Origin of the sequence: Nonomuraea sp. NPDC049625 (assembly GCF_040675285.1) — a bacterium.
GTDB lineage: Bacteria > Actinomycetota > Actinomycetes > Streptosporangiales > Streptosporangiaceae > Nonomuraea > Nonomuraea angiospora_A.
On sequence record NZ_JBFAOQ010000020.1, the window covers coordinates 68,417 to 93,686 of the forward strand.

Genomic DNA, 25,270 nt, shown 5'->3' on the forward strand with positions numbered 1-25,270 from the left:
GACCTGCGATCCGCGCAAGAATGGTCAACATGGCAGCAACAGACCTCCCGATGCCCACCGTGGGCCCGATCTCCAGGTTGGCGCCCAAGCCGATGCGCTTCGTGCTCAACTGGGGCCGGCGCTACTCGCTTTGGGTGTTCAACTTCGGGCTGGCCTGCTGCGCCATCGAGTTCATCGCGACCTCGATGAGCAGGCACGACTTCATCAGGTTCGGCGTGATCCCGTTCGCGAACGGCCCGCGCCAGGCCGACCTGATGATCGTCTCCGGCACGGTCACCGACAAGATGGCCCCGGCCGTCAAGCGCCTCTACGAGCAGATGCCCGACCCCAAATACGTGATCTCGTTCGGCGCCTGCTCCAACTCCGGCGGCCCCTACTGGGACTCCTACTGCGTGACCAACGGCGTGGACCAGATCATCCCCGTTGACGTGTACGTCCCCGGCTGCCCGCCCCGCCCTGAGGCTCTCCTGTACGGGATCATGAAGCTCCAAGAGAAGATCGCCGACGAGAAGCTCAGCGACCGGTACGTATGGTCCCGCTCCCATGGGGAGGACGCGTGACCACCGAGGGAACCCCGGACCGACCGGACAACACCCCCGACCCCTCGAACGCCTCCAACCCCCACGACCAGCAGCCACCCGAGCGGCCCGAAACCCGCCCGTCCAAACAGCCAGGGACTCGTCCGCCCACACAGCCGTCCGAGCGGCCCGAAACCCGCCCGTCCACACAACCGACGGACGACGGCACCCAGCAGTCGACACGGCATCAACCCCCCGACACCACTGGCCTCCCTGGCGGTCTCACCCAGGTGGAGGCCCGGTTCGGGGACCGTGCCGAGATCTCCGAGTCCTACGGCGACACCACCATCGACGTGACCCCCGCCGACTGGATCGAGCTCCTGACGTTCGTCCGAGACGACCTCGGCTACGCGTTCTTCGACTGGCTGACCGGCGTGGACGACCCGCCGGAGGCCTTCCTCGTCGTGGCCCACGTCTACAACCTGACCGCCGGAGCACGCCTGCTCCTCCGCACCCGCGTACCCCGCGAAGACCCCCACCTCCCCACCGCGGTAGGCGTCTACCGGGGCGCGAACTGGCACGAGCGCGAGACGTACGAGATGTTCGGCGTGATCTTCGACGATCACCCCTACCTCGTGCCCCTCCTCCTGCCCGACGGGTTCGAGGGCCACCCGCTCCGCAAGGATTTCATTCTCGCCGCCCGCGTGGCCAAGCCGTGGCCCGGCGCCAAGGAGCCCGGCGAATCGGGACATGGCGCACCGAGCCGCCGCAAGACACTTCCGCCAGGAGTTCCAGCCGACTGGGGGCCGCCCGATGCTTGAAGTGGTGTTGAGCTTCGCCGTCATCCTCATCGTGTTCCTGGTTCTGCCGCTGATCGTCGGCCAGACCGAGCACAAGGTCATGGCTCACATGCAGTCGCGGTTGGGCCCCATGTACGCGGGTCGTTTCCACGGTTGGGCGCAGCTCATCGCCGACGGGGTGAAGTTCGCGCAGAAGGAGGACGTCATCCCGGCCGCGGCCGACCGCCGCATTTTCATGATCGCCCCCGGCGTGGCGCTCGTCCCGTACCTCGTCGTACTGATCGCCATCCCCATCGACCGGGACCGCGTGGCCGTGAACCTCGACCTCGGCCTCTTCTTCGTCCTCGCCGTCATGGGCATCGGCGTCCTCGGCTCGATCATGGCCGGGTGGGCCTCGGCCAACAAATACTCGGTGCTCGGCGGGATGCGTTCGGCCGCCCAGCTCATGTCGTACGAGCTGCCGCTGGTCCTGGCGGCCTCCTCCGTCGCCATGGCCGCGGGCACGCTGTCGATCCCCGGCATCGTCGAGGCGTGGCAATGGTGGTGGCTGCCGTGGCAGGCCGTCGGCGGCGTCGTCTTCTTCCTGGCGGGACTCGCCGAACTGCGCCGCCCCCCGTTCGACATGCCGATCGCCGAGTCCGAGATCATCATGGGCCCGATGACCGAGTACACAGGCATGCGCTTCGCGCTGTTCATGCTCGCCGAGTACGTCGGGATCGTGGTCTTGTCGTTCCTGACCACCGTTCTGTTCCTGGGCGGCTGGCACGGCCCGTTCCTCCCCGGCTGGCTGTGGACTCTGATCAAGGTCTTCGCGCTGTCGTTCGTGGTGATCTGGCTGCGCGTCACGTTCCCCCGGCTGCGCGAGGACCAGCTGCAAAAGCTCGCCTGGGCCATCCTGGTCCCCCTGGCCCTTGGCCAACTGGCCCTGACCGGCATCATCAAGGTTCTCGTCTAGAGCAGAAACTTTAGGTTCGCTTTATTCGTCGTACCTGGGCAGGGGGCCTTTGGGGGTATGGCTATGGACCATCTCGTCCCGATCTCAGGCGCGACAAAGGGCGAACTCCGCCCGGAAACCGTTCTGACATCACACGACCGAACCTTGGTCGTCACCGACGTTGCTTCAGACCATTCCGTACGCGTGACACCTGCGAGCCTCTACCACTACAACTGCGAGCAGATCACCACCAAAACCGGCAAGCTCCAACCCGTGCAAGGCATAGCGGCCCTGGACGCGGACGGCCTGGTCCTGCTCGACCTGCCGGGCGAGTGGCACAAGCCCGACCTGGAGCTTTTCGCGCACAGGGCAGGCATCCCATTGCTGGACGCCCGCTCCCACCCTCCGGCCCGTGTACGCGCGGTCCTGGCAAGCCGCGCCCCCGGCTGGCAACGTTTACGCGGCCTCCGACCGTTGTTCCCGCGCAAATGGCACAAGCCGGTTGCCATTTGCGCGGGAATCGCAGGCTTGGCCGTCATGGCTTACCTCGCGTCTCTGGGAATGTGGGCTGCCTGGCGCGCTGTCTCGTCAATGGGCCGGTTCCTCCTGGAAATGTTCGAATCCAAATGGCTGATGGTCGCCTTCAGCCCCGCACTGCTGGTGTTACGTCCCGTCTTCGGACGAATAACCCGCTGGCGGGCGCGCAGAGGCACCCTCCTGCCCTCAGCGGGCCGCGGACCGGACCTCAAAGCAAACTCCTCCGGAACGCTCCAGATCTTCCATGGCACGGAGGTCACGGCCACCCGGCGAATCGGCGCATCCCCGCGCGAAGCCTTCAGCCTGCTCCTCTATCAGTACGACAGCCTCACCGGCCTCTTCATCCTCGACGTAACCGGCAGCCCCCTCCACCACCTCCCGGGCCGCTGGCTCCCCGAACACGCCCACGCCTTCACCAAACGCCACAACCTCTCCCTCGCCGTACACCGCATCTCGCGCGAGGAGTACCTCAACCTCACCAGAGCCACCAAAGAAGCCAACCCGTGACAACCCCGGAACAGCCGCGGAAAGAACAGCAGCGACCACCCGCACGCCCTAACCAACTCCCGTTGGCGGACACCCGCGATCAGCCACCCACACTGACAACACGCCCGGAGCCCAACCGGTTGAACGGCCTGCCCGGTTGAACGGCCCGGTTGAACGGCCTGCCCGGTTGAGGATCCGCCCGGTTCGGCGGCGCCCAACCAGCCTGGGTGCTAATCACCATCAACGACGTCAACAACAGCGCCAACACCCCCGGCCCAGCAACGCCTGCCCATGTCGAAGGCACGCCGCGCGATCAACGACGTCAGCACCCCCGGACCCCCAGCGCCTGCCCATGTCGAAGGCGCGCCGGGAGATCAACGACGCCAACGCACCCGGGCCAGAGGCGGCAGCGGCCAACAGCGCCGAGAACACCGGCAGATCAACCCCAACTGCTCACTCAGCACGCCCGCCCAAGCCGCCAAGCGCGTCACACCGCAACCCATCCCTCCCACGACCAGGAGGCCGCTCTGGGCAGCAACAACTCAGTGCACGATCGCCAGCATCACATCAGACGCCGAAGGCCGATCCTCAGGCCGCTTGTTAAGACAAGACCCCACAACTCCCCGTAAAGCAGGCGACAGCGGCGACAGATCCGGATGCAGCGTGAGCACCCGGTTGAACACAGCAGGCACGGTGTCCTCCCCGAAGGCAGGCCGCCCAGTAGCCGCGAACATGATCGTCACAGCCCAGCTGAACACATCGGAAGCCGGCCCCACAGCCTCCCCGGTCAGCTGCTCAGGCGACATGTACGGCGGCGTCCCGACCATCTTCCCCGACGTCATCGTCACCTGATCCAGTGCCCGGGCGATCCCGAAGTCGATCACCCGAGGCCCGTCGTTCCCGATCAGCACATTGCTCGGCTTGAAGTCACGATGCACGATCCCCGCCTTGTGGATAGCCGCCAACGCTCCGGCTGTGGATAACGCCAGCCTGGTCAGACTGTCCTCGTCACGCGGCCCGTGTTTCTTGACGAGCTGCTCCAGCGAGGGCCCCTCCACGTATTCGCTGACAATGTAGGCATGCTGCCCGGAGATGTTCACGTCGAGCACACGGGCTGTGGAAAACGTCGCCACCCGCCGCGCCGCGTCGACCTCCCGCGCGAACCTGGCCCGCGCCATCTCATCGACGAGATCGTGCAGCACCTTCACGGCCACCCGCGTCCCGTTGGGCGCCATGGCCAGGTAAACCGCCCCCTGCCCACCACGCCCGAGCGACTGGAGCACCCGATAGTGCCCGATCCACTCAGGCTCTCCGGGGCGCCGCGGGCGCGACTCAGGCTCGGTCGTACGCCGCCGGTAGTTTTCGCCACGTCCGGGACGCGGCGGATGGGTGTCGGCGGAGTCGGTACGCCGCTGGTGCGTCTCGGCCGAGGTGGGACGTGGCCGGTGCGTCTCGGCGGAGGCGGGACGCGGCCGGTGTGCCTCAGCAGGGCCGGGACGCCCCTGATAGGGGCCGGGCTCCCGATGCCCATGCTGATGGGAGGGCGAGGTCGTCCTCTGGTGCAGATTCGTGTGCGTCGGATGCACCGGCCCCCGGAGCCGCGCCCGCACCATGGTCGGCACCAGGATTCCCGAGTGAATGGCCCCGCCGAGCCAGCTGACGAACAGCCCCAACGAGACCAGCACGGACAGCGGCTGCGGAATGTCTTCGAAGGTGTCGTACGCCAGCGCCGAGATCACGAACGACCCGATGCAGACCAGGTAGGCGGACGCCGCGAAGACCTGCCAGATGCTCCGCAGCCAGAACGCGGCGAACCCGATGGTGAACGGGGTCGCCAGCCCGCACGTGAACAGGGGCAGGCAGGCCCAGACGACGGCGGCCGCCCACGCCCCGCCACCGGGACGGACCTGATGGCTCTGCTGCATGGCCGAGAGACTATCGCCCCGGCACGGTTCATACCGGGCATGCACACAGCTTGTGGATAACTCCCCGTCAACCTGTGGACGGCTGTGGAAAACCGGGGACCCTGTCCCCACTCATTTGCCTGCGGGACCAATTGCGTCATGATATTGAAGCATGGGGCGGATACCAGGAGTCGGACTGGCAAAGGGGCTGTCCATCACCCTTCGCCACATGCTGCGCAAATCGGTGACGCAGCAGTATCCCGAGGTCAAGCCTGCCCTCCCGCCCCGCAGCCGCGGCGTCATCGCCCTGGTCGAGGAGAACTGCACCTCTTGCATGCTCTGTGCCCGAGAGTGCCCCGACTGGTGCATCTACATCGACTCCCACAAGGAGACGATCCCGGCTCCCGAGGGCGGCCGCCCTCGCCAGCGGAACGTCCTCGACCGCTTCGCCATCGACTTCAGCCTGTGCATGTACTGCGGGATATGCATCGAGGTGTGCCCGTTCGACGCTCTCTTCTGGTCTCCGGAGTTCGAGTACGCGGAAGGCGACATCCGCAACCTCATCCATGAGAAGGACAAGCTGGCCGCCTGGACCCAGACCGTCCCCCCGCCTCCGGCCCACGACCCGGGCGCCGAGCCCCCGAAGGAACTCACGGCCGCCCCCCGCCGCCCCGCCGCCCGTACGGCACGCACAGCGGAACCACCCCAGCGCAGAGGTACGGCAGCCGGCCCCTCCCCGGACGCACAGAAGACCCGGCCGGCAGCGGGAACAAGCGAGACGCGCCCCACCTCCGAAGCACCGGACGCAGGGCCCACAACCACAGCAAAAAGCTCGCAGCCCACAACCAGAGCAGAGCACTCAGCAGGCGCCCCCGGAACAACATCCGAAGCAAGCCTGCCCGGAACAACGTCCGAGGCAAGCGTCTCCAGAACAGCGCCCGAAGCCGACGTTTCCGGAGCAACGCCTGAAATCGTCCCATCCGAGCCCGGAGCTGGCGCATCCGGGACGATTCCCGAATCCAGCACCCCAGGCACGGCCCCCGACACCTCAGCGACGACGCCCACGCCCGACGCCCAGGACGGGGAGCCCACTGCGGGCGCGCCCGGATCAGGCCCGGCGACCGCTCCGTCACGCACACCAGGCGGACGCCCACGCCGACCCATCCAGAACGTACGGGGGATCCGTCCTCCAGGCGCCCTCCCATCCCGCGCTCAGGACGACACCTCTGAGCCGAATGCCGACGTGCCGCGCTCCGCCCTCCCCCCGGAAGAGGGCCAGACGACCGCATCTCGCCCCGCAGGAGAAAGCGAGACGACCGCATCTCGTCCCGCAGGAGAAAGCGAGACGGCCGCAGCCCCCGCAACGAAGGACGACGACCCGACGACCAGCGCGCCCTCCCCAACGGCGGCCACCGCCTCTCCCCCCACAGAAGACGGCGAGACTGGTCCCTCCGCGGAGGAGCCACCCCAGGGACAGGCTTCATCCACAGGGCAGTCGTCCTCAGAAAAGTTGTCCACAGCCTCGGGCGGCCCGCAACCGAAGCCCGAGCCGGAGGAGCAAACTTCTGCCGCGAGCCCTCGCAGGCGCAGGATGGCCGATCCACGGTCCATCCGACCGCCCGGGCGGCTCGGTCCTGACGAGACAAGGGAGTCCGAGGAGGAGTCGTGACCGAAGCGGTGCCCTCCTACCTGTCACCCACCGGGCAAGAGATCGTCTTCTTGCTGCTGGGCGCGGTAGCGGTTGGATCGGCGCTGCTTGTCGTCACGACCAAACAACTCGTCCACGCCGCCCTCTGGCTCGTGGTGTCCTTCGGCGCCCTGGCGGGCTGTTATCTCGTGCTGACCGCCGAGTTCGTGGCCTGGGTCCAGGTGCTGATCTATGTGGGCGCGGTGGTGGTGCTGCTGCTGTTCGGCATCATGCTCACCCGGGCCCCTATCGGCCGCTCCACAGACCTGGACAGCGGCAACCGCCTGGTCGCAGCCCTGGTGGCGGTGGCGACCGCGGCCATTCTCGTCACGGTGGTGATCGACGGATTCCACGCCGCCTACACACCGTTGACCCCAGGCCAGGGAGCCGCGAAGGAGCTGGGCGCCAGTGTGTTCGCCACCTGGGTGCTGCCGTTCGAGGCGCTGTCCGTGCTCCTGCTCGCCGCCCTGATCGGCGCCATCGTCCTGTCCCGTACGGACATCCCCGGCGGCGCGCCGTCCGCTCATACCGGGAGCAACACCCCACCCGACGAGACGCGCGCCGCAAGGTCGCCGACGGAAAGGGACTCGGCACCTCGGCGGGTTGGGGGTCACAAAGCCGGGGAGGATGCGCATACGGGGGATAGGTCACCATCCACCCGGAGCGGGGAAAGCTCGCCCGCCCGGCCGGAGACCAGCCCGTCACCCCCCGACACCCGGGACAACTCGGTGCCCGACCGGACCGGGGGTCATCTGCCGCCCGATCAGACCGGGGGTCATTAGTGCACATCGTCTACCCGGCCGTGGTCTCTGCGCTCCTGTTCTCCATCGGCGTCTATGGCGTGCTCGTCCGCCGCAACACGATCCTCGTGCTGATGTCGGTCGAGCTGATGCTCAACGCCGTCAACCTCAACCTGGTGGCGTTCGACGTGTGGCTGGCCGACCGCCTGCACAGCGGCCAGGTCCTCACCCTGTTCGTCATCGTCATTGCGGCCGCCGAGGTGGGCCTGGGCCTCGCGATCGTGCTGGCGCTGTACCGCAACCGCCGCACCGTCGACATCGACCACCTCCGCGACCTCGCCGAACCCACCGACGAGCCCACAGAGACGCCGGCGATCGCGGGCATTCCCGACCAGCCCGCCGCCGCCGCGCGCTCAGCGACGACACCGGTACGAGGCCACGCCATCGCCCCGGAACACCCACCTGACCCCGCCACGTCCGATCCCGCCACGCCCGCCAACACGGTTGAGCCCACCGAAGGCCGTCCACCCGCCACCGCTGAGCCCAACGAGCACCACCACACCCAGCCGGCTCAGGCACCCCAAGCAGCCTCAGACCACTCGGACGGGACAAGCGAGGCGGATCGGACAGGGAAGGCGGAGGCCGAAGGCGGTCGTGGGGACGAGCAGCCCGCCAAGCGAGGTGGCACGCTGTGACGACTTTCCCGCTCATCGCCGTGCTCCTGCCCTTCGTCGCCGCCGCGGCAGGGCTCCTGCTCTCCCGCTGGCCCCACCAGCGCTCCACCGCCCCCTCCGGCACAAGAGGGCCCAAGACGCCCAGCCCAGGCGCCCCAGCCGGCAACCTCGGGACGACGACACCCGCCTCCGAAACCACGACATCCACCCCAAAGGCCACAACCCCGGCCCTCGAAACCGCGACCTCCGCGATAGAGGCCACCACGCCCGAGCACGAAGCCAAGTCAGCCGAGACAGCTGCGGCAACCAGAGCGGCGACCCAGCGAGCCAACACCCGGGCAGCCTGGATCGCGATCCTCCCGACCACGCTCTCAGCGATCCTGGCGGGCTGGCTCGCCTGGGGCCCGGGCGTCGCCTACCTGCACGGCGCGACCACCTCCCCACCCACAGGCCAGACGTACGGCACCATCGTCACCGGCGGCGTCCCGATCACGCTCATCCTCCAGGCCGACAACCTGTCGAGCATCCTCGGCGTCCTGGTCACCCTCGTCGCCCTGGCCGTACAGGTCTACTCCGTCGGCTACCTCAAGGACGATCCGCGCTACCCCTCCTACAGCGCGTTCATCAGCCTGTTCACCAGCGCCATGCTCCTGGTGATCTACGCGGGCGACCTCCTGGTCCTCTACGTGGGCTGGGAGATCATGGGCCTCTGCTCGTACCTCCTCATCGGCCACTGGTGGGAAGACCGGAGCAATTCCCGCGCGGCGGTCAAGGCGTTCCTCGTCACCCGTCTGGGCGACGTCGGCTTCCTCTTCGGCATCTTCGTGCTCGGTCTCGCGGCGGGAAGTTTCCGCATCACCGACGTGCTGGGCAAGGTGCCGGAGATGTCCGCGGCCACGCTCGTGACCGCCACGATGCTCCTGCTGGCCGGTGTGGCGGGCAAGAGCGCCCAGGTCCCGCTGCACACGTGGCTCCCTGACGCCATGGCGGGCCCCACGCCGATCAGCGCCCTGATCCACGCCGCCACCATGGTCGCCGCAGGGATCTTCATCGTGGCCAGGCTGTTCCCCGCGTTCCTCGCGGCCCGGCCCACGCTCGACGTGCTGGCCGTCGTCGCGGCCCTGGGCATGCTGGGTTCGGCGCTGGCCGCGTTGGCCCAGGACGACCTGAAACGCGTGCTCGCCTACTCCACGATCAGCCAGCTCGCGTACATGGCAGGCGGCCTGGCCGCGGGCTCCGACACGGCGGCCATCTTCCACCTGCTGACTCACGGCGCGTTCAAGGCTCTGCTGTTCCTGTGCGCGGGTGCGGTGATCCACCACGTCGGTTCCAACCTGATGACCCAGATGGGCGGCCTGCGGCGCGAACTGCCGGTGACGTTCGCGACGATGACAATAGGTTTCGCCGCCTTGATGGGCATCCCTCCGGCCAGCGGCTTCTTCAGCAAGGATGGCATCCTGCTGGCCATGGACCGCGCACTGTCCACCGGTGGCCTGACGGACGCGGCCGCGCTCCTCCTGTACGGCTGCGCGCTCGTGACCGTGGCCGTCACCGGCGCGTACGCCACCAGAGCCTGGCTACGCACGTTCTTCGGCCAGGCGCGGGCCGTGGCGCTCCCCGAGCCGGAGCCGGGCACGGCCCACGTCGTGGACGTCGCCGAGGCCCCCCGCACGATGCTCGTTCCCGTCGTCGTCCTCGCCGTCCCCACCCTGCTGCTGGGCTTCGCGGGGGAGCTGCACCTGGACCTCGGCGTGGCCGCCGTCAGCGTCGTGCTCGCCGCACTCGGCGCCGGGACGGTGTACGCGTTCTGGCGCATCGATCCCATCGCCGACCCGGCCCGCCTGCTGGGGCCGTTGCGGGGGCCGTGCGAGCGGGCGTTCTCCGTGGACGGCCTCTACGCCGCGCTGTTCGTACGCCCGGTCCTGGCCCTGGCCAGGCTGGTGGTGCGGACGGACGACGTGGTCGTGGACGGGGCGGTGCGCGCGTCCGGCAGGTCGGCGCGCGGATTGTCCGGACTGCTGCGACTGGCCCAGAACGGCAATGTCCAGCTCTACGTGAGCGGCCTGCTGGCCGGTGTCCTGCTGATCGCGGTGGGGGCGGTGGTGTTCGCATGACGGCCCGGTATCGCCTCGGCGCAGAGGCGGTGGTGTTCGCATGACGGCCCGGTATCGCCTCGGCGCAGAGGCGGAGGCGCTCGCATGATGGCCTGGCTCTCCGTCGCGCTGCTGGCCGTGCCGCTGCTCGGCGCCCTCCTGCTCCTCCTCGCGCCGCACCGGCTCCGGCCGTTGCTGCACACGTACGGACTGACCCTGTCCGGCCTGACGCTGGCACTGGCCATGCTGCTGGCCGCGACCTTCGACTACTCACGGGGCGCGCGGCCGCAGTTCGAGGTCGATCAGGCGTGGATCCCCGGGCTGGGTCTCCGCTTCCACCTCGGCGTCGACGGGATCTCGCTGCCGCTGATCGTGCTGACGGCGCTGCTGACGTTCCTGTGCTTCGTCTACCTGTGCTGGGGTGCCGCGCGGAGGGGGTTCGTGGGGGCGCGGCCGAGGGCACTGGTGTTCACGCTGCTGGTGCTCGAAGTGGGCATGATCGGTACCTTCCTCGCTCTCGACCTGCTGCTCTTCTTCGTGTTCTTCGAGATCGTCCTCATCCCGATGTACTTCTTGATCGGTATCTGGGGCGGAGAGGGCCGCCGGGCGGCGTCGGTCAAGTTCATCCTGTACACGCTGCTCGGCTCGGTCGTGATGCTGCTCGGCCTGCTGCTCGTATGGGCGCAGACCGGCACGCTCGACATCGAGGCCCTGAGCGCGGCCCACGGTGCCGGTATAGCGAGGTCTGTGCAGATCGTGGCGTTCGTGGCGATCGGCATCGGCCTGGCGGTAAAGACCCCCATGTGGCCTTTGCACACCTGGCTGCCCGACGCCCACACCGAGGCTCCCACCGTCGGCTCGGTTCTGCTCGCCGGGGTGCTGCTGAAGATGGGCACGTACGGCTTCGCCAGGATCGCCATCCCCATCCTCCCCGAGGGCGCGATGGCGGTGGCTCCGTGGCTCGGTGCGTTCGCCGTGGTAGGCATCATTTATGGCGCTCTGGCCTGCCTCGCCCAGCGTGACCTCAAACGCATGATCGCCTACTCGTCCGTCGGCCACATGGGCTTCGTCCTGCTGGGGTTCGCCACGCTGACCCCGGTCGGCATCAACGGCGCCCTCTTCGCGAACGTCGCCCACGGCCTCATCACCGGCCTGCTGTTCTTCCTGGCCGGGGCGATCAAGGACCGCTACCACACCGCCGACATGCCTTCCCTGGGCGGCGGCATGCTGGCGACGCTGCCGCGGCTGGGCTCGGTGCTCACCTTCGCGTCGATCGCCTCGCTGGGGCTGCCGGGGCTGGCCGGATTCTGGGGGGAGATGCTGGCGCTGTTCGGGGCCTTCCAGCCGGCGAACGGGCTGCCCCGCGCGCTGTTCGTGACGTACATGGCGATCGGAGGGCTGGGGGCGGCCCTGACGGCCGCGTACTTCCTGGTCATGCTGTCCCGCGTGACCCACGGTCGCCCCCGCATGGACGAGCGGGAAGGCGTCACACCGGACGAGCGTCCCGTCGTACCTCTCGGCTCGACGGCAAGACGCTCGGCGACGGCCACCTTGGAGCCGCCCCCGAGACCGGAGCCCTACAGCGGCCAGAACAAGCCTCCAAGCGCCACCGAACCCAGCACGCCTCCGGACCATGCCGCACCGTCCGGTGACGACGCGTACCTGGAAGATGCCGGACCCTTGAACGGCGGCACGCCCTCAGACCACGTCCGACCGTCCAGCGGTGACGCGCGCCTGGAAGATGCCGGAGCCGTGAGCGGCGGCACCCTCCCGGGCGGCCCTCAGCGGGTTACCGGCGCGCCCCGGCGGCAGGCGCCAGATGACATCAGGAGTTACGAGCTGCTGGCATGGACACCGCTGGTGGCCCTGATCCTGCTCTTCGGGCTCTGGCCGGGCCTCCTCCTGTCGCTCACCACACCGGCCGTGCAGACCCTGCTGGGAGCCGTCTCATGATCCAGCAGATCGACTACTTCGTGATCGCGCCCCCGCTGGCGCTGGCCCTGGTGGCCGGTCTGGTGCTGCTGCTGGACGCCTTCCTCCCGGCCCGCCCCCGTACGAAGCCCGTGCTGGGGCTCGTCACGCTGGCAGGCGTCCTGGTCGCGCTGGCCTTCGTCGTCGCCCAGGCGATCAGGGGCGGCCCGCCGCGATCGACCTTCTGCGTCCCGGCCGACCTCGCCGGTCCCACCAGGCAGTGCTCCTTCGTGGCGGACGGCTTCACGCTGGTCTTCGCGGGCATGGTGCTGGTCGCGGCCGTGGTGGTCGTGCTGATGTCGATGACCGAGCTGGCGGCCGGCGGCATCCCGGTGGGTGAGTGGTACTTCCTCCTCCTTTGCACCCTCGTCGGCGCGGTGACCCTGCCCGCCTCCCGAGACCTGATCATGCTCGTGGTGGCGCTCGAGCTGGTCTCGCTCCCGGTCTTCGCCCTCACCGCCATGAAGCGCTACGACGGCCGAGCCTCCGAGGCCGCCGTGAAGCTCTTCGTGGTTTCGGTGGTGTCGACGGCCGTCATGCTGTTCGGCGTCTCGCTTCTGTACGGCATCGCGGGCACGGTCTACCTGTCCCGCCTCGCGGCCGTGTTCAGCGGTCAGGCCCCGGCGCCGGGGTTGGCGGAGACCACGACCCTCGCGGCGGTCCAGGGTCTGCCCGCCGTCGTCTCGGTCGGAGTCGTGCTCGTCGTGGCGGGGTTCGCCTTCAAGATCGCCGCGGTGCCGTTCCACTCCTGGGCGGCCGATGTCTATCAGGGCGCCCCGGTCCCCGTGGCCGCGCTGCTCTCGGTGATCTCCAAGGCGGCCGGGTTCGCCGGGTTGATCCTCGTACTGGTCGCCGGACTGTCCGGGCAGGCTGCCACCTGGGCGCCCATTGTCGGGATCATCGCCGCGCTGACCATGACCGCGGGCAACCTGCTCGCCATGCGCCAACGCTCCGCCGTACGCCTGCTGGCCTGGTCCTCCGTCGCGCAGTCCGGCTACATCCTGGCGCCGCTGGCGGTGGCGGCCCAGGGCATAACCCTTCGGCCTGCCAGGGGACCCGGCACATACCCAGCCGGAACCGGGGTCGGCGCGGTCAGCACTTCCATGGCGTACCTGGTCATCTACGCCGCCATGAACCTCGGCGCGTTCGCGGTGGTCCTGCTCGTCTCCAGGACCGCCACCCGCAACGAGCTCGACGACTACCGGGGCCTGGCGTTCCGGCGACCCGCGGCGGGGCTCGCGCTGGCGTTCTGCCTGGTCTGCCTGGCCGGCCTGCCACCGGGCCTGGCCGGGCTCTTCGCCAAGGTGTTCGTCTTCCGCGAGATCGTGGAGGGCGGCTCGGGCTGGCTTGCCCTGATCATGGCCGTCAACACCGTGATCGGCCTCTACTACTACGCTGTCTGGACCGCGCGCCTCTTCACCCCTCCCACGGCACCGGTCCTCGTCCGGCACCGCCCGACGCCCATGACGTGGCTGGCCATCGGCCTCGCTCTGGCAGCGGCCGTGCTGTTCTCGATCGCCCCCCAACTGGTCCTGGACATGACCGCACTGTCCGCCTTCGGTTGAGAGACGGGCCGTGGGTAAGAAGAAAGTCGCGCTCCGCCCGCAGCTGAGCACGCCGGGGAGCGGCTGGGGAACGAAGCACCGGGTCGTGGTCGTTGGAGGAGGTGAACCCAGACCACGAAGGGGGGAAACCTTGCACCACAACGGTCTGCGCACGGCCATCCTGCTGGGCGGCCTGTCGGCGCTGATTGTCGCGGTGGGCGCGTGGTTGGGCGGCGGCGCCGGTGTGCAGATCGCGCTCGTGCTCGCCCTGGCGAGCAACGGAGTCGCCTATTTCTTCTCCGACCGCATCGCCCTGTCGGCCATGCGTGCCAGGCCGGTCAGCGAGGTGGAGCAGCCCACGCTCTACCGGATCGTGCGAGAGCTCTCCACCGAGGCTCGCCAGCCGATGCCGCGCCTGTACATCTCGCCGACGGTGCAGCCGAACGCGTTCGCGACCGGCAGAAGCCCTCGCCAGGCCGCGGTGTGCGTGACGTACGGCCTGACCAAGCTGCTCGACGAGGCCGAGCTGCGCGGAGTGATCGGGCACGAGTTGTCACACGTGTACAACCGGGACATCCTCATCTCCTCCGTAGCCAGCGCGCTGGCCACGATGATCACCTGGATCAGTTACGTGGCCGTGTTCTTCGGCGGCTCGGACGATGACGAGGGGCCGGGCTTCGTGGGCGCGCTGCTGATGATGGTGCTCGGACCGGTGGCGGCAGGGATGGTGCAGATGGCGATCTCCCGGACGAGAGAGTTCCAGGCCGACGAATCGGGTGCCAGGCTCACGGGCGACCCGCTCGCCCTGGCCTCGGCGCTCCGCAAGATCGAGATGGGTGCCCGCAGGCTTCCGCTCCCCGAGAACAGCCGCCTCACCTCGGCCTCCCACATGATGATCGCGAACCCGTTCAGCGGCTCGGGCTTCGGCCGGCTGTTCTCCACGCATCCGCCCACGTCCGAGCGGGTCGCCCGCCTCGAGCGGATGGCCGGCTACCGCCGCTGACCCATGGGCCGATTAACCAAGGCGGAGCGGAGGCTCTGGAACGCGTTCCCCACCGGCCAGACCGTCGAGCTGGGCCCGTTCAAGATCGGTCCGTTCCGTACGGCCGGCGCGAACGCTCCCACGGACGGCCACACGTGGGGGCCCGAACGCTCGATCAGAGCCGAAGTGATCGCCCAGTTGCTCCTCGGCGCCCGCGACACCGGCACCGGCTCGGTCCCGGCGGTACGTCTGCGCGGCGCCCGGATCACCGGCCGGCTCACGATCATCGGCGGCACGATCCCGTACGAACTCAGCCTGATCGGCTGCCATCTGGATGAACCCATCCGCTTCACCGACTCCAACACCCGCACCGTACGCCTGACCGACTGCCGTCTCCCGGGCCTCAGCGGCGGCGGCCTGCGGGTGGCCGGGCACCTCAGCCTGTCCGGCTCGAACATCACCGGCACCGTCCGCCTGAACCGGGCCCAGTTCGAGAGCGGGCTGTGGCTGGGTGGGACCAAGATGACGGCCGACGACGACGAGGGATGGGCGCTCTACGCGAACGCCGTCGTCGTGGACTCCGGCACGTACCTGCGCAACGCCGACTTCACCGGAGCAATCGGTCTGGTCGGCGCCCGCCTCAACGGTGGACTCTTCCTGGACGGCGCAACCCTCCGCAATCCCGGCAACCAGGCCCTCATCGCCGACAACATGGTCGTCGAGGACACCATGCGCTGCACCGACGGATTCCTGGCACTGGGCTGCATACGATTACGCGGAGCGCGAATCAACGGGACACTCTCGCTCAACGGGATCATCCGAAGCCCGGACACCCGCTACGCCCTCCACGCAAGCCACATGGAGCTCCGCGAGCTCTACCTGAAGCCCGCAAAGCTCATCGAAGGCGTCGTCACCCTCGCACACACCACCGTCGGCACGCTGCACGACAATCCAGACACCTGGCCCGAGAAATTACGCCTGAACGGCCTGACCTACGACCGCCTGCGCGGCTCCGGCGTAACCCGCCGAATCGACTGGGTGACCCGGGATCCGGAGGGGTTCAGGCCGCAGCCGTACGAGCAACTCGCCGCCTGGTTCCTCAGCGACGGCAACGACGCGCTCGCCCGGCGCACCCAACTCGCCAAACTCCGCGCCCGCCGGCAGACCCAGGGCCTCGGTAGCCGGGCGTGGGGGCGGCTGCTCGACGTCGCGGTCGGGTACGGTTACCGCCCCTGGCTGGCGGGCATATGGTTCGCCCTGCTGCTGGCGATCGGGACGGTCGTCTTCGCCATCAGCCCCCCAAGAGCGCTCAAACCCTCCGAGAGCCCCGATTTCAACGCCTTCGCCTACACCTTCGACCTCCTGCTCCCGATCCCCGCATTCGGGCAACGAGAGCTGTTCGACCCGGGTGGGTGGACGCAGTGGCTCGCGTACGGACTGATCGTCTCCGGCTGGATCCTGGCCACGGCGCTGATCGCCGGCGCTACGCGGATCCTCCGCCCTCAGTGACCTGGCGCAGGATGGACGCGAGATCCGTCGGGAAGAAGGTCTCCTCCGTGCTCTCGAGCTCCTCCGCGCTCCACCACCGGTAAGCCATCGTCGTGTCCTTCTCGGTCTGCTCCATGTGATCGAACGACACGACCGCACCGGCCCCCACCCAGATCGCGAAGAACGTCTGATCCTGCGTGATGGCGTACTCGGACCAGTTGAACTCGATCACGCTGTTCCCGTACGGTCCGCTGAGCTCGTCCGCATTCGCCCGGATCCCGACCTCCTCGAACAACTCCCGCGCCGCCGCCTCCTGCAACGTCTCGCCATCCTCCGCCGCCCCGCCGATCGTGAACCAGAACGGCTCATCGGGCCTGGCCGGATCGAAGCCGTGGAGCAGGAGAACCCGATCTTGATCATCAATGGGCAGGGCACGCGCCGTAAAGCGGCGCAGGGGGATCTTCGTCACGTTTACCGAGCTTACGATCGAGCCCCGACATGCCGCCCGCCGCCATCCTCCAGAGCAATCTGACTGAGGGCGCGATCGGGCTGGACAACCAGCCAGACCCTGGGGACTGGACCAGATCAACCTGAAGCACTGTGAGGCCGATCATTCATGTCCATACCACGCAGGTCAGAGATCAAGCGGATGCTGGGCTCAGCCTGAGCCGCCGCGAGCATATCGGCGGCTTTGGCTGAGCCTTTGGCTATCTAGGGATGAGCTCGGGTTAGAGGGACCCCGGCTGGAGCTGAACCTTGCATTGGATGGAACTGAGGTACTCGTTCAAGTGCCGCCGAAGCCCGGCCATCTCGTCGCCGAGAGCTGCGAGATCTTGTCTGACCTCAATACGGAACTCGGCGATGTCGGCCTTTATCTGGTCGACTTCGGCCGTTGTGGCCTTGCCGGCGCCACTGCTGGGCACGCCCGCTTCGAGTGCCCGCATCCGTGACATCAGGTCGAGAAGGCGTCCTTCTATGTCCACTGTTCCACCTTTGCGGCAGAGGGAGTACTCCCTTGTGGTTGACTTCATCCATGGTCTCATTGAGTGAGGACTCAGTGACGGACAGTTCCCCAACTGCCGATGGGCGCCCGTAGTCAGGCAGTGGTTCTTTCGCACCGGTGCCTAGATTTCTTTTCCCCGGGAGGAGGATCGAACTCCCATGGTGCGCGTCGGCGAAGAACTCCGCCAGCGAAAACGGGTCAAGGCGACGGATCGGAAAGACCGGGTGCCGCATCGGCGATCGACACAGGCACGAGATCTCGGATAGATGGTTCAACGAGCCAAGAAGACCATCAAACGCGGAGACTTCGCCAGCACCTCATTGGTGGCGGTACCGGAGCCGTCCCTGCCCGCCGGCCGCGCGCCGGAGCGCTCGCCGACCTGGACGAACCGGCAGCTGATTGAAGGCCCCGGTGCGGATGCGGGTGGGAGCGTTTTAGTGGAACTTCCCGGAGCGGTATGGGTGCTGGCAGGCGATCTACGGGCCGAGCGCCGGGCCCGGTGGCGTGCGGAAGAAGCCGGTCGATCATGCAAGCAGCGCCACCTGTGGGACACGGCATCAACCGGCTCAAACCTCATCGGGCCGTGACCACCTCGCTTCGGCACGCTCGCCATCCGCTACAAGGTCGCCATGAGTCGCTATGAACTCACTTCCGAAATGTGGCCTCTAGGCCGTGCATATGGGCGTTGGCGGTCCGCGGTGGGCGCCCCGCCTCTGACTGGCCTACATCACCCACGGAGCCATTTGGCCGATCCGCAAGGGCACCTCGACCAAGGCTGTGTAGCCCGCTCTCAGCCACTCCACCGAGGATACGTACATGTGGGGGAGCGGCCCGAGGCACAGGAGAAGACGCGTGCCCTCGTGGACAGCGCGCTCGACCGTGTGCCCCGGATGTGCCCTCCGAGCCCTGCGGAACGCTGGAACGCCAGTTCAAAGGCCTGAAGTAGGCCTCCGCTAGCGGTAGTTCACGAACTGGAGGGCGATGTCCAGATCCTTGCCCTTCAGAAGGGAGATGACGTCCTGAAGGTCGTCCTTCTTCTTCGAGCTGACCCGAAGCTCCTCGCCCTGAATCTGCGCCTTGATCCCCTTCGGCCCCTCGTCGCGAATCAGCTTGGAGATCTTCTTCGCGTTCTCCTGGTCGATGCCCTCCTTCAGGCTGACCAGCATCCGGTACTCCTTGCCCGACAGCTTGGGCTCACCCGCGTCGAGGATCTTCAGCGAGAGGCCCCGCTTGACCACCTTCTCCTTGAACACGTCGAGAGCGGCATTCGCCCGCTCCTCGCTGTTCGCCTTGATCTCGATGTTGTCCTGCCCTGACCAGCTGATCGCGGCCCCCGTACCCTTGAAGTCGAAGCGGTGCCCGATCTCCTTGACCGTCTGGTTCAGAGCGTTGTCGACCTCCTGACGGTCGATCTTGCTCACGATGTCGAAAGACGAATCGGCCAAAACACTCATCCTCTCAGCGGCGAAAGCACTACCCGGATCCTGCTTCCCCGGCGTACGCGAAAACGCGCGGACCCAGCGCACGAGCCTAGCCAGCATCGGCCCGCCGCGCAGGACACCGCTCCCCGTACGGAGAACCGTCCAGATTCCGGCTCCCCTCCACCCGTTTCGGCGCGGTGCCCAACGGAGATCCGGCGCACACCCAACCGTTGTCACGTACACCTCGGAAGTCCGCTATCCTTCTATCTGTCGCCGCGAGAGCGGATGGCACGGCAGGTTGCCCGAGTGGCCAAAGGGAGCGGTCTGTAAAACCGTCGGCTCAGCCTACGCAAGTTCGAACCTTGCACCTGCCACACGCAGTAAGCGCAGCTCAGAGGCCCTTCGGGGCCTCTTCTGCGTTTCAGGGGTGTGCAGCCAGATGCCGCTCTGAGCGGCCCGTTGTCGCTGGTCCACCAATATACGTGCAATGATCTTGAGTGCATTTTCGCAGGTCGGCCAGGGGTTTCGGCCAATACGCGGCCAAGAAGAAGAGCCCCGGCGGTGGGACGGGGCTCTGGGTGCGGTTGGGACGTGGTCATGCGGCGAGGGCGTCGCCGATCCGCTTGTTGGCGATCTCTTGTTGTCCGTCGATGCACTTGGCGTAGACCCTCAGGAGGACGTCGACGCTGTGGCCGGCTCTTTCAGCTACGTCCGGGGCTGAGACGCCCGCGTTGAGCCAGAGGGAGACGGCCGCGTGCCGGAGATCGTACGGGCGCTTGGCGAGCGGAGAGGCGACCTGGGCGGGTGCGAAGGCCAGGAGGCGTGCGGCCTGCCAGACCTCGGTGTAGGCGGTTGAGGCCACCACGCCGCCTCGTTCGCTGCTGAAGATGCGTCCGTCCTTGGCGGTGCCGTATTCCGCGACGTGCTCGCGGAGGATCTTGACCAGTTCCGGTGGGATGGGGATCGGGCGGACGTCTTGCCTGCCCCGGTGCTTGAGGCCGCGTTCTTCGTGGGCGTCTCCGCTGTCGGTCCACTGGGTGTTGACCTCTGGCCGGGACACGTCGATCGTGAGCCGGCCCCAGCCGGACGCGGGCAGGTGGCAGTCTTGCAGTCGTAGGCCGACTGCTTCGGCCGGGCGTAGGGCGGCGTAGTACATGCAGGCGAAGAGGGCCATGAGGCGCCGGCCCCTGCCTCGCTGTCCTACGTAGGTCACCGCGGTCAGCAGCTCTTGCGCCTGGCGCGGATTCACCACGACCCGAGGGTCCACCGTCTCCGTCGTCTTGGGTGGCTTCCACTTGATCTTGTGCAGCGGATTTGCCGAAAGTTCCTCCAGCTCCACCGCGTACTCCAAGAGAGCATGGAAGACGGCGCGTTTGCGGGCGATGGTTGTGGAAGCCGCCGCCTTGCCGTCGAGGCACAAGGTCAGGGCGTGCAGGGCGAGCCGTACCGTCTTGGACTCCTCCAGGCTCGCCACGTCGAGCGAGGCAGCTTTCAGCCAGGCCACCGCAGCGGCGTGCTGCTGCGGTATGTCTGGTCGCTTGTCCTCAGGTAGGAGAAGGCACTTACGGAGGACCGTGCGAAGCTCGCGAGTGTCAGGGCGGCCTGCGCGGTCCTTGGCCAGCGAGGGCAGGACCGTTGCGAGGGCGTCGGACATGCTGTCTCGGCTCTTGGCCGCCGCGTGTGGCCACTTCATCTCTATGAACGCCTGGGCGAACTCCAGGACGCTCTGAGCGTCCTTGGCCTTGATCATGGATGACGGCAGCCCAGACTCCACGTCAAACGCTTCACCGCGCTTGGCGGCCTGCCGGAGATCAGACAGGAAGCTCTCGGCCAGGGCCTTGGTTCGGTAGGTCTTGGAGGAGCGTTTACGGGCGACCGACCAACGGACGACATACGAAGGCGTCTTGCTGGATTTGTTGCGGCTGATTTCGAAGAACTTCACGTCGTACGAGGTCGTCATGCGGTGCTCCTGAGGGATGCGAGCCAGGCGTTGAGATCGCTGCGGTAGATGCGGAGTTCGCCGTTGGGCAGGCGGATGCCCTCTGGCGCCTTGCCGATCTCGCGCCAGCGGTAGAAGGTGCGACGGGAGACACCACCGAGTTCGTCGAGGACCTGGCTGACGGTCAGCAACTCGTCTCGCTTGGTCACGCAGCCCTCCCCAGGTCGTTGGTTGCCGAAAAATCTTGTCCGGCTGCTCTGGCCTCCAGCTCTCTGAGGTGGGCTCGCCAGCGTTGGCGTTCGGCCACGGTGCGCAGCAGGCGTACGACGAGGGGAGGCACGTTGGCGTCTCCGGCCGGGACGAGCCGCCAGATGTAGCGGTGGGGGTCGGTCGGTTCGTCGGCCAGGCCGAGGGCTTCCATGACCCAGGTACGGCGGTCCTGCTTGTGCTCAGCGAGGGTCTTGTTGGACCACTTGCGGGAGACCAGGACCCGGCGCCCGGCGTAGCCGAGGTGTTCGGGCTTGTGCGCCTTGGAGCGGCACCGGCCGGGAGCCATCCCCGCCTTGGCGTTCTTGGGCTGTACGCCGTAGCGCAGCCAGTTCGGGCAGGTCGGCGAGCAGGGCTCGTAGCGCAGGGCGTCAACCATGCGCGCGGCGTGCTCACGCTGGGCTTGGCCGCCGTCGAGGCTCTCGCCGATGGACTTGGTCAGGTACTTGGACAGATACCGGATGCACTGGTCAGCGTCCGGCGTACCGGCGAGAACACCTTGCACGTCCACCTGATCGCCGAAGCGGATCACGTGGAGCGGTTCGGCGTCTTCGTCGAGGGAGTCGAGGGCTTCGTCCCAGGTGGGCAGGACCTCGCCGGTGATCGGGTCGAGGTAGCCCGTCCCGTCCTGCCAGACAGGCAGCTGATCCCCGTCGAAGCGCACTTCGTCGGTCGATGGCCACCACACTTGGTGATAGGTGGCCGCAGCTATCTGCTTGATCTCCGCGCGCGGCAGGGTGCCCCGGATGGCCATGTGCAGATGTGGAGCGAGCCGCCTCTGAGGTTCGACGGCCGCGAAGTACTGCACGTCATAGCCCGCGACCCGGCGCAGGTTCTGCACGAAGCGATCCACGAGCTTGGAGACGTGCAGCGCGTCCCGAGCAGCGCGCCGGTAGTCGTAGGTGTCGGGATCGATCGGGACGCCGTCACGGACCTTGCCGTAGCTGGGCAGGGTGAGCGTGACGAACAGCGACGGCCGGTAGTTCTTGCCGTCGGTGCTGGTGAAGGTGCGTCCAAGGGTGGTGTTGGTCATCTTGCGCTTGGGCAGGTTGGGTGCGTCCTGTCGCCGGCGGGTCGATCGGGTGCGTTTGGGCACCGCGGATCCGGTGACGCTGCCCCGCATGCCAGCGGCGTTGATTTCGTCATCGAGGCCGGACAGGACGGCGTCCAGGTCGGTGGTGTCGTCGCCGGCCTGTTCGGCGGCATCCCGCTTGGCCTGCATGTCGGCGCGGAACTCGACCAGCCAGCGCTGCTCCTCGTTCGGCTCGTCGGGCGTGATCGTGGGCTCCTCGTCGAGGTGCCAGCCCTCGCGGCATTGAGCCATGCGGAGTTGCCGGTTGCGCTTGGCACACGGCGGGCACTTGCTGGCGAGGACAGCCCCGCACGGAACGTCGATGATCTCGGACTTGCCAGTGACGATGTCGAGCCGCCGCAGCGGGACGGGCCTGATACAGACCCCGTGAAGCTTGGCGACCTCTTCCAGGACGTCCCGGGCCATCGGCATGGCCAGGCGGACAGCCCGGGGGAGAGCGCGATCGTGCACATGGGTCATGCGGTCCTCCCTTCGCCGGCGGTTTCGGCCAGTCGGGCGCAGAGCCGGTAGCGCTCCAGGTCCGGGTGAGCGTGGACGCGGGGGTGGTAGAGCTCGAAGACCCGCATATGAGGCAGGTCGTGAGCGGTCAGCAGGACCAGCAGCGGGCGGCCTGCGACCAGGCTGATCTCGTCGGCGGTGCCGTGAAAGCAGATCCTCATGCCGCACCCTCGCGCGGGCCGAAGGCGTCGACCATGTCGCGGATGTCGGCATCGGAGACGTAGGCGGCGCGCACCCGGAGGGGTTCGGGGCTGGCCTCCAGCCGGACGTAGCCGACGCCCGCGCCGATCTCCGGGACGGGTGAGATGTGGTCAGCGAGGGCGCCTCGATCACGTGCGCCGTCGCCGAGGACCATGTCCACCTGTTCTGACTCATCCAGCCGGAGGGCGATCTTGTCGGGGAACAGGTTGCGGATGTTCATGACCTCTTTGCGCGGGTCCTGAAGTGCGGCCAGGACGCCGACGCCGACCGCGCGCCCTTGGGTGGTCAGGGTGGCCAGCGCTGCGGAGATGCGTTGCCGGAGTTGCCGATCGGACTGGTAGGCGGTCAGGAACGCCACCTCATCGACTACGACCAGAACGAAAGGATCATCGACGGTGGATGTGTGGGAGCGCTGCAGGCCGGCGAAGCGGGCAGCCCGTTTCTGCATGACGCAGACGGCCTCGTCCAGCAGGTCGGCGCACTCCTCGGGAGTGGCCGCGTACCGGGTGCCGAACAGGTCGCGGCCGTAGGACAGCTCCATGAGTTTGGGGTCCAGCGCCCACAACTCGACCAGGCCCGCGTCGGCGGCGGGGAGCAGGGAGCGGATGACGGACCAGATGATCGATCCTTTGCCGGCCCCGGTCGCGCCCGCGACGAGGACATGGGTGCCGTGCACCTTGAGCCGCCACGGCCCCCCATCCTCGCCCTTGCCAATCTCGACCGGTCCCACGGTCGGCTCTTCCGGTATGGCGAGCGCTGGCAGAGGCAAGGCGAGTGGATCGCTCCGCGGGAAGGTCAGCGTCAACCGACCGGCCCGGGACAGCGCCACCCGGCACGACTTCGCGCCGAACCCTTGGGCCAGGTGGTCGGTGCGGTCGGCCCAGTCCTTGACTGCCTGTCCCTTGAGCATGCGCACGGTGACCAGGTCGGCCCACGAGGTGCAGGTGACCTTCCCGAGCCGGGGGAGGTAGTCGCGGCCTCGGAGGTGACGGCCGAGACCGGAGACGATCATGACGGGTTGCCAGTGCCGCCGGTAGATCCAGACGAGTCGCCACCAGGCCAGAAGCCGGTAGCCGACGAGACGGGCGAACGACGGCCGGTCGATGAACGCCCACGAGACCAGGACCAAGACGACACTACCGAGCAGGGACGCCGCCAGCGGCCAGCCGTGGAAGTACCAGGCAGCGCCGAAGGCTATCGGGATGATGGACGCGATGGGGTGGCGCCAGATCGTACGGACGAGCCCGGCGAGCATCCGACAGACCAGGATGACGATGGTGATGATGGCGGGAGTCTTGACGACGGCCGGGCGGAAGACGACGGCCGTGTCGGGCGTGGTGGAGACGAGGTTGCGCGCCTCGTCGCCAGGCAGCCGCTTGAACATAAGCTGGGAACCTCTCGTGATGTGGAGTCAGGGGAGAACCGAGGGGCCGCCGGAAGTTGCCGCTTCCAGCGGCCCCGCCTCATGTCAGGCCGCCGGGTCGGTGGTGTCCTTGGTGGTGGCCGACTGTTCGGCGTGTAGCTGCTCGCACTCGGCCAGGTATCGAGCGGCAGCGGCGAAGATCTCGCGGGCGATGGCCAGGTCGGCGTCGGTGACCGGCCCGGCCCCGGTGGTGGAGATGTGCACGTCAGCCTCTTGAGAGTTGAACTCCAGGTACGGCCGCGGGCCGCTGAGCAGGAGTCCGGCGCGAACCTTGAGGTCGGACGTGTGGAAGGAGACGCCGACGTGCGGCGTGGACTCCGGTCGCACGGACAAGGTGACGTAGGTGTACGGGCCGAGACTCACGCCGCGACCCCCTTGCCGTCGGGCAGCCCGTAGAAGCTGCGCTCCAGCGAGCGGGCGAAGCGGTGGGCCTCGCGGGCGAGCTGGCGCGCGAACTCCAGGTCCTCCACGGTCACGGGCCCGCTCGTGGTGACCAGGACGGAGGTGGCACCGAAGTCGAGCGCCAGGACGGGCTCACGGCGGGCGTACGGGTGGTTGAGGGTGCGGGCGGCGTGCCCGGTGGTCAGCCGGATCACGCTGTTGCGCGGGGTACGGCGACGGGTCATTTAGGCGGCATCCTTTCCGGCCGAAGCCTTGCTCTGGGCGGGTTGGGTGGTCTGGCGGGGTGCGTGCATCTCGCGGACCTTGATCGAGTACGCGAGGCGACCAACGGCGTTGACGTACGGCGTGATCGCGATGCCGTCGAACTCGACCGGCGTGAACGGCAGCCCCGGCATCGGGGAGGGCGGCACCGGCTGAACCGGCGCGAGGATCTTGACCGCCACCGTCTTCTGGGCAGGCTTGAGGGTCGGGTCACCGTCCATGACCGCGACCTGCCAGACCAGCTCTGCGGTCTGCTTGTCGCGGGCCTGCACGAACCGGCCGTTGGACGAGGCGTCGAAGTCCTTGACGGGCTCGACCTCGCCGACGATGTAGCAGCCGTGCGGGAAGACCATGTTGTACGTGACGGGGATGGGTCCCTGGATTGCCATGCTGTTCCTCTCGAT

The 25,270-nt window shown here is 67.8% G+C and carries 23 protein-coding genes, 1 tRNA gene and 1 pseudogene; 13 read left to right on the top strand and 12 right to left on the bottom strand.

Features of this window, described 5'->3' with window-relative positions:
* Positions 1-92 precede the first annotated feature (92 nt).
* The 4 genes from AB0J87_RS53390 (at position 93) to AB0J87_RS53405 (ending at position 3,296) form a co-directional block, all read left to right on the top strand.
* Positions 93-560, top strand: a complete 468-nt coding sequence (locus AB0J87_RS53390) for an NADH-quinone oxidoreductase subunit B (RefSeq protein WP_225965718.1) — start codon at positions 93-95, stop codon at positions 558-560.
* The gene (locus tag AB0J87_RS53395) at positions 557-1,339 is read left to right on the top strand and encodes an NADH-quinone oxidoreductase subunit C (protein WP_363981245.1); all 783 of its coding nucleotides are present in this window, start codon (positions 557-559) and stop codon (positions 1,337-1,339) included. Before AB0J87_RS53390 ends, AB0J87_RS53395 begins: the two co-directional genes overlap by 4 nt.
* A complete protein-coding gene (gene nuoH / locus AB0J87_RS53400) occupies positions 1,332-2,273 on the top strand; it encodes an NADH-quinone oxidoreductase subunit NuoH (protein WP_363981248.1) in 942 nt (313 codons plus the stop codon). Before AB0J87_RS53395 ends, nuoH begins: the two co-directional genes overlap by 8 nt.
* A gap of 63 nt (positions 2,274-2,336) precedes the next feature.
* A complete protein-coding gene (locus AB0J87_RS53405) occupies positions 2,337-3,296 on the top strand; it encodes a hypothetical protein (protein ID WP_363981250.1) in 960 nt (319 codons plus the stop codon).
* 521 nt (positions 3,297-3,817) lie between these two features.
* Here AB0J87_RS53405 and AB0J87_RS53410 read toward each other — a convergent pair.
* Positions 3,818-5,245 carry a protein kinase gene (locus tag AB0J87_RS53410; protein WP_363981253.1) on the bottom strand — a complete coding sequence of 476 codons (1,428 nt, stop codon included), beginning with the start codon at positions 5,243-5,245 and terminating at the stop codon, positions 3,818-3,820.
* A 268-nt stretch (positions 5,246-5,513) separates the two neighbouring features.
* Between AB0J87_RS53410 and AB0J87_RS53415 the strand changes: the two genes are divergently transcribed.
* The 8 genes and pseudogenes from AB0J87_RS53415 (at position 5,514) to AB0J87_RS53450 (ending at position 16,379) form a co-directional block, all read left to right on the top strand.
* Entirely contained in the window at positions 5,514-6,848 is a 1,335-nt protein-coding gene (locus tag AB0J87_RS53415) for a 4Fe-4S binding protein (RefSeq protein WP_363981576.1), read from the top strand.
* Entirely contained in the window at positions 6,845-7,648 is an 804-nt protein-coding gene (locus AB0J87_RS53420) for an NADH-quinone oxidoreductase subunit J (RefSeq protein ID WP_363981256.1), read from the top strand. The genes AB0J87_RS53415 and AB0J87_RS53420 overlap by 4 nt, the downstream gene beginning before the upstream one ends.
* A pseudogene (gene nuoK, locus AB0J87_RS53425) lies at positions 7,648-7,947 on the top strand (NADH-quinone oxidoreductase subunit NuoK); the annotation flags it as partial. The gene AB0J87_RS53420 and the pseudogene nuoK, both read left to right, overlap by 1 nt.
* A 350-nt stretch (positions 7,948-8,297) precedes the next feature.
* Complete coding sequence (locus AB0J87_RS53430; RefSeq protein WP_363981259.1) at positions 8,298-10,394, top strand: NADH-quinone oxidoreductase subunit L; 2,097 nt, start codon at positions 8,298-8,300, stop codon at positions 10,392-10,394.
* A gap of 87 nt (positions 10,395-10,481) precedes the next feature.
* Entirely contained in the window at positions 10,482-12,326 is a 1,845-nt protein-coding gene (locus AB0J87_RS53435; RefSeq protein ID WP_363981579.1) for an NADH-quinone oxidoreductase subunit M, read from the top strand.
* The gene (locus tag AB0J87_RS53440; protein ID WP_363981262.1) at positions 12,323-13,909 is read left to right on the top strand and encodes an NADH-quinone oxidoreductase subunit N; all 1,587 of its coding nucleotides are present in this window, start codon (positions 12,323-12,325) and stop codon (positions 13,907-13,909) included. The genes AB0J87_RS53435 and AB0J87_RS53440 overlap by 4 nt, the downstream gene beginning before the upstream one ends.
* A gap of 130 nt (positions 13,910-14,039) precedes the next feature.
* Complete coding sequence (htpX, locus tag AB0J87_RS53445) at positions 14,040-14,891, top strand: zinc metalloprotease HtpX (protein WP_363981265.1); 852 nt, start codon at positions 14,040-14,042, stop codon at positions 14,889-14,891.
* Positions 14,892-14,894: 3 nt separating this feature from the next.
* Complete coding sequence (locus AB0J87_RS53450) at positions 14,895-16,379, top strand: hypothetical protein (protein ID WP_363981268.1); 1,485 nt, start codon at positions 14,895-14,897, stop codon at positions 16,377-16,379.
* Here AB0J87_RS53450 and AB0J87_RS53455 read toward each other — a convergent pair.
* From AB0J87_RS53455 to AB0J87_RS53465, 3 genes are all read right to left on the bottom strand, one after another.
* Positions 16,354-16,827 carry an NUDIX domain-containing protein gene (locus tag AB0J87_RS53455; RefSeq protein ID WP_363981271.1) on the bottom strand — a complete coding sequence of 158 codons (474 nt, stop codon included), beginning with the start codon at positions 16,825-16,827 and terminating at the stop codon, positions 16,354-16,356. The two genes, AB0J87_RS53450 and AB0J87_RS53455, sit on opposite strands and share 26 nt — an antisense overlap.
* Before the next feature lie 259 nt (positions 16,828-17,086).
* A complete protein-coding gene (locus tag AB0J87_RS53460) occupies positions 17,087-17,341 on the bottom strand; it encodes a hypothetical protein (protein WP_363981273.1) in 255 nt (84 codons plus the stop codon).
* 973 nt (positions 17,342-18,314) lie between these two features.
* Positions 18,315-18,815, bottom strand: coding sequence for a YajQ family cyclic di-GMP-binding protein (locus tag AB0J87_RS53465; protein WP_350733739.1), 501 nt, complete (start codon positions 18,813-18,815; stop codon positions 18,315-18,317).
* Positions 18,816-19,074: 259 nt separating this feature from the next.
* Between AB0J87_RS53465 and AB0J87_RS53470 the strand changes: the two genes are divergently transcribed.
* Positions 19,075-19,156: transfer RNA gene (locus AB0J87_RS53470), tRNA-Tyr, on the top strand.
* A 221-nt stretch (positions 19,157-19,377) separates the two neighbouring features.
* Here AB0J87_RS53470 and AB0J87_RS53475 read toward each other — a convergent pair.
* From AB0J87_RS53475 to AB0J87_RS53510, 8 genes are all read right to left on the bottom strand, one after another.
* A complete protein-coding gene (locus AB0J87_RS53475; protein ID WP_363981276.1) occupies positions 19,378-20,742 on the bottom strand; it encodes a tyrosine-type recombinase/integrase in 1,365 nt (454 codons plus the stop codon).
* Positions 20,739-20,930, bottom strand: coding sequence for a helix-turn-helix domain-containing protein (locus AB0J87_RS53480; RefSeq protein ID WP_363981279.1), 192 nt, complete (start codon positions 20,928-20,930; stop codon positions 20,739-20,741). Before AB0J87_RS53480 ends, AB0J87_RS53475 begins: the two co-directional genes overlap by 4 nt.
* Positions 20,927-22,540 (bottom strand): replication initiator, encoded by a 1,614-nt coding sequence (locus AB0J87_RS53485; protein ID WP_363981282.1) that lies wholly within the window; start codon positions 22,538-22,540, stop codon positions 20,927-20,929. Before AB0J87_RS53485 ends, AB0J87_RS53480 begins: the two co-directional genes overlap by 4 nt.
* Complete coding sequence (locus AB0J87_RS53490; protein ID WP_363981285.1) at positions 22,537-22,740, bottom strand: hypothetical protein; 204 nt, start codon at positions 22,738-22,740, stop codon at positions 22,537-22,539. The genes AB0J87_RS53485 and AB0J87_RS53490 overlap by 4 nt, the downstream gene beginning before the upstream one ends.
* On the bottom strand, positions 22,737-24,164 hold the full coding sequence (locus AB0J87_RS53495) for an FtsK/SpoIIIE domain-containing protein (protein ID WP_363981288.1): 1,428 nt from the start codon (positions 24,162-24,164) through the stop codon (positions 22,737-22,739). Before AB0J87_RS53495 ends, AB0J87_RS53490 begins: the two co-directional genes overlap by 4 nt.
* 84 nt (positions 24,165-24,248) lie before the next feature.
* On the bottom strand, positions 24,249-24,566 hold the full coding sequence (locus AB0J87_RS53500; protein WP_363981291.1) for a hypothetical protein: 318 nt from the start codon (positions 24,564-24,566) through the stop codon (positions 24,249-24,251).
* A complete protein-coding gene (locus AB0J87_RS53505) occupies positions 24,563-24,829 on the bottom strand; it encodes a hypothetical protein (RefSeq protein WP_363981294.1) in 267 nt (88 codons plus the stop codon). The genes AB0J87_RS53500 and AB0J87_RS53505 overlap by 4 nt, the downstream gene beginning before the upstream one ends.
* Positions 24,830-25,255 carry a plasmid replication, integration and excision activator gene (locus AB0J87_RS53510; protein ID WP_363981297.1) on the bottom strand — a complete coding sequence of 142 codons (426 nt, stop codon included), beginning with the start codon at positions 25,253-25,255 and terminating at the stop codon, positions 24,830-24,832.
* Positions 25,256-25,270: the final 15 nt, after the last annotated feature.

What these genes read in the sequence shown, in the direction of transcription:
- AB0J87_RS53390 (WP_225965718.1), top strand. Translation starts at nt 93, where the DNA reads ATGCGCTTCGTGCTCAACTGGGGCCGGCGCTACTCGCTTTGGGTGTTC.
- nuoH (WP_363981248.1), top strand. Translation starts at nt 1,332, where the DNA reads ATGCTTGAAGTGGTGTTGAGCTTCGCCGTCATCCTCATCGTGTTCCTG.
- AB0J87_RS53405 (WP_363981250.1), top strand. Translation starts at nt 2,337, where the DNA reads ATGGACCATCTCGTCCCGATCTCAGGCGCGACAAAGGGCGAACTCCGC.
- AB0J87_RS53415 (WP_363981576.1), top strand. Translation starts at nt 5,514, where the DNA reads ATGCTCTGTGCCCGAGAGTGCCCCGACTGGTGCATCTACATCGACTCC.
- AB0J87_RS53435 (WP_363981579.1), top strand. Translation starts at nt 10,482, where the DNA reads ATGGCCTGGCTCTCCGTCGCGCTGCTGGCCGTGCCGCTGCTCGGCGCC.
- AB0J87_RS53440 (WP_363981262.1), top strand. Translation starts at nt 12,323, where the DNA reads ATGATCCAGCAGATCGACTACTTCGTGATCGCGCCCCCGCTGGCGCTG.
- AB0J87_RS53450 (WP_363981268.1), top strand. Translation starts at nt 14,895, where the DNA reads ATGGGCCGATTAACCAAGGCGGAGCGGAGGCTCTGGAACGCGTTCCCC.
- AB0J87_RS53465 (WP_350733739.1), bottom strand. Translation starts at nt 18,815, where the DNA reads ATGAGTGTTTTGGCCGATTCGTCTTTCGACATCGTGAGCAAGATCGAC.
- AB0J87_RS53475 (WP_363981276.1), bottom strand. Translation starts at nt 20,742, where the DNA reads ATGACGACCTCGTACGACGTGAAGTTCTTCGAAATCAGCCGCAACAAA.
- AB0J87_RS53485 (WP_363981282.1), bottom strand. Translation starts at nt 22,540, where the DNA reads ATGACCCATGTGCACGATCGCGCTCTCCCCCGGGCTGTCCGCCTGGCC.
- AB0J87_RS53490 (WP_363981285.1), bottom strand. Translation starts at nt 22,740, where the DNA reads ATGAGGATCTGCTTTCACGGCACCGCCGACGAGATCAGCCTGGTCGCA.
- AB0J87_RS53495 (WP_363981288.1), bottom strand. Translation starts at nt 24,164, where the DNA reads ATGTTCAAGCGGCTGCCTGGCGACGAGGCGCGCAACCTCGTCTCCACC.
- AB0J87_RS53505 (WP_363981294.1), bottom strand. Translation starts at nt 24,829, where the DNA reads ATGACCCGTCGCCGTACCCCGCGCAACAGCGTGATCCGGCTGACCACC.
- AB0J87_RS53510 (WP_363981297.1), bottom strand. Translation starts at nt 25,255, where the DNA reads ATGGCAATCCAGGGACCCATCCCCGTCACGTACAACATGGTCTTCCCG.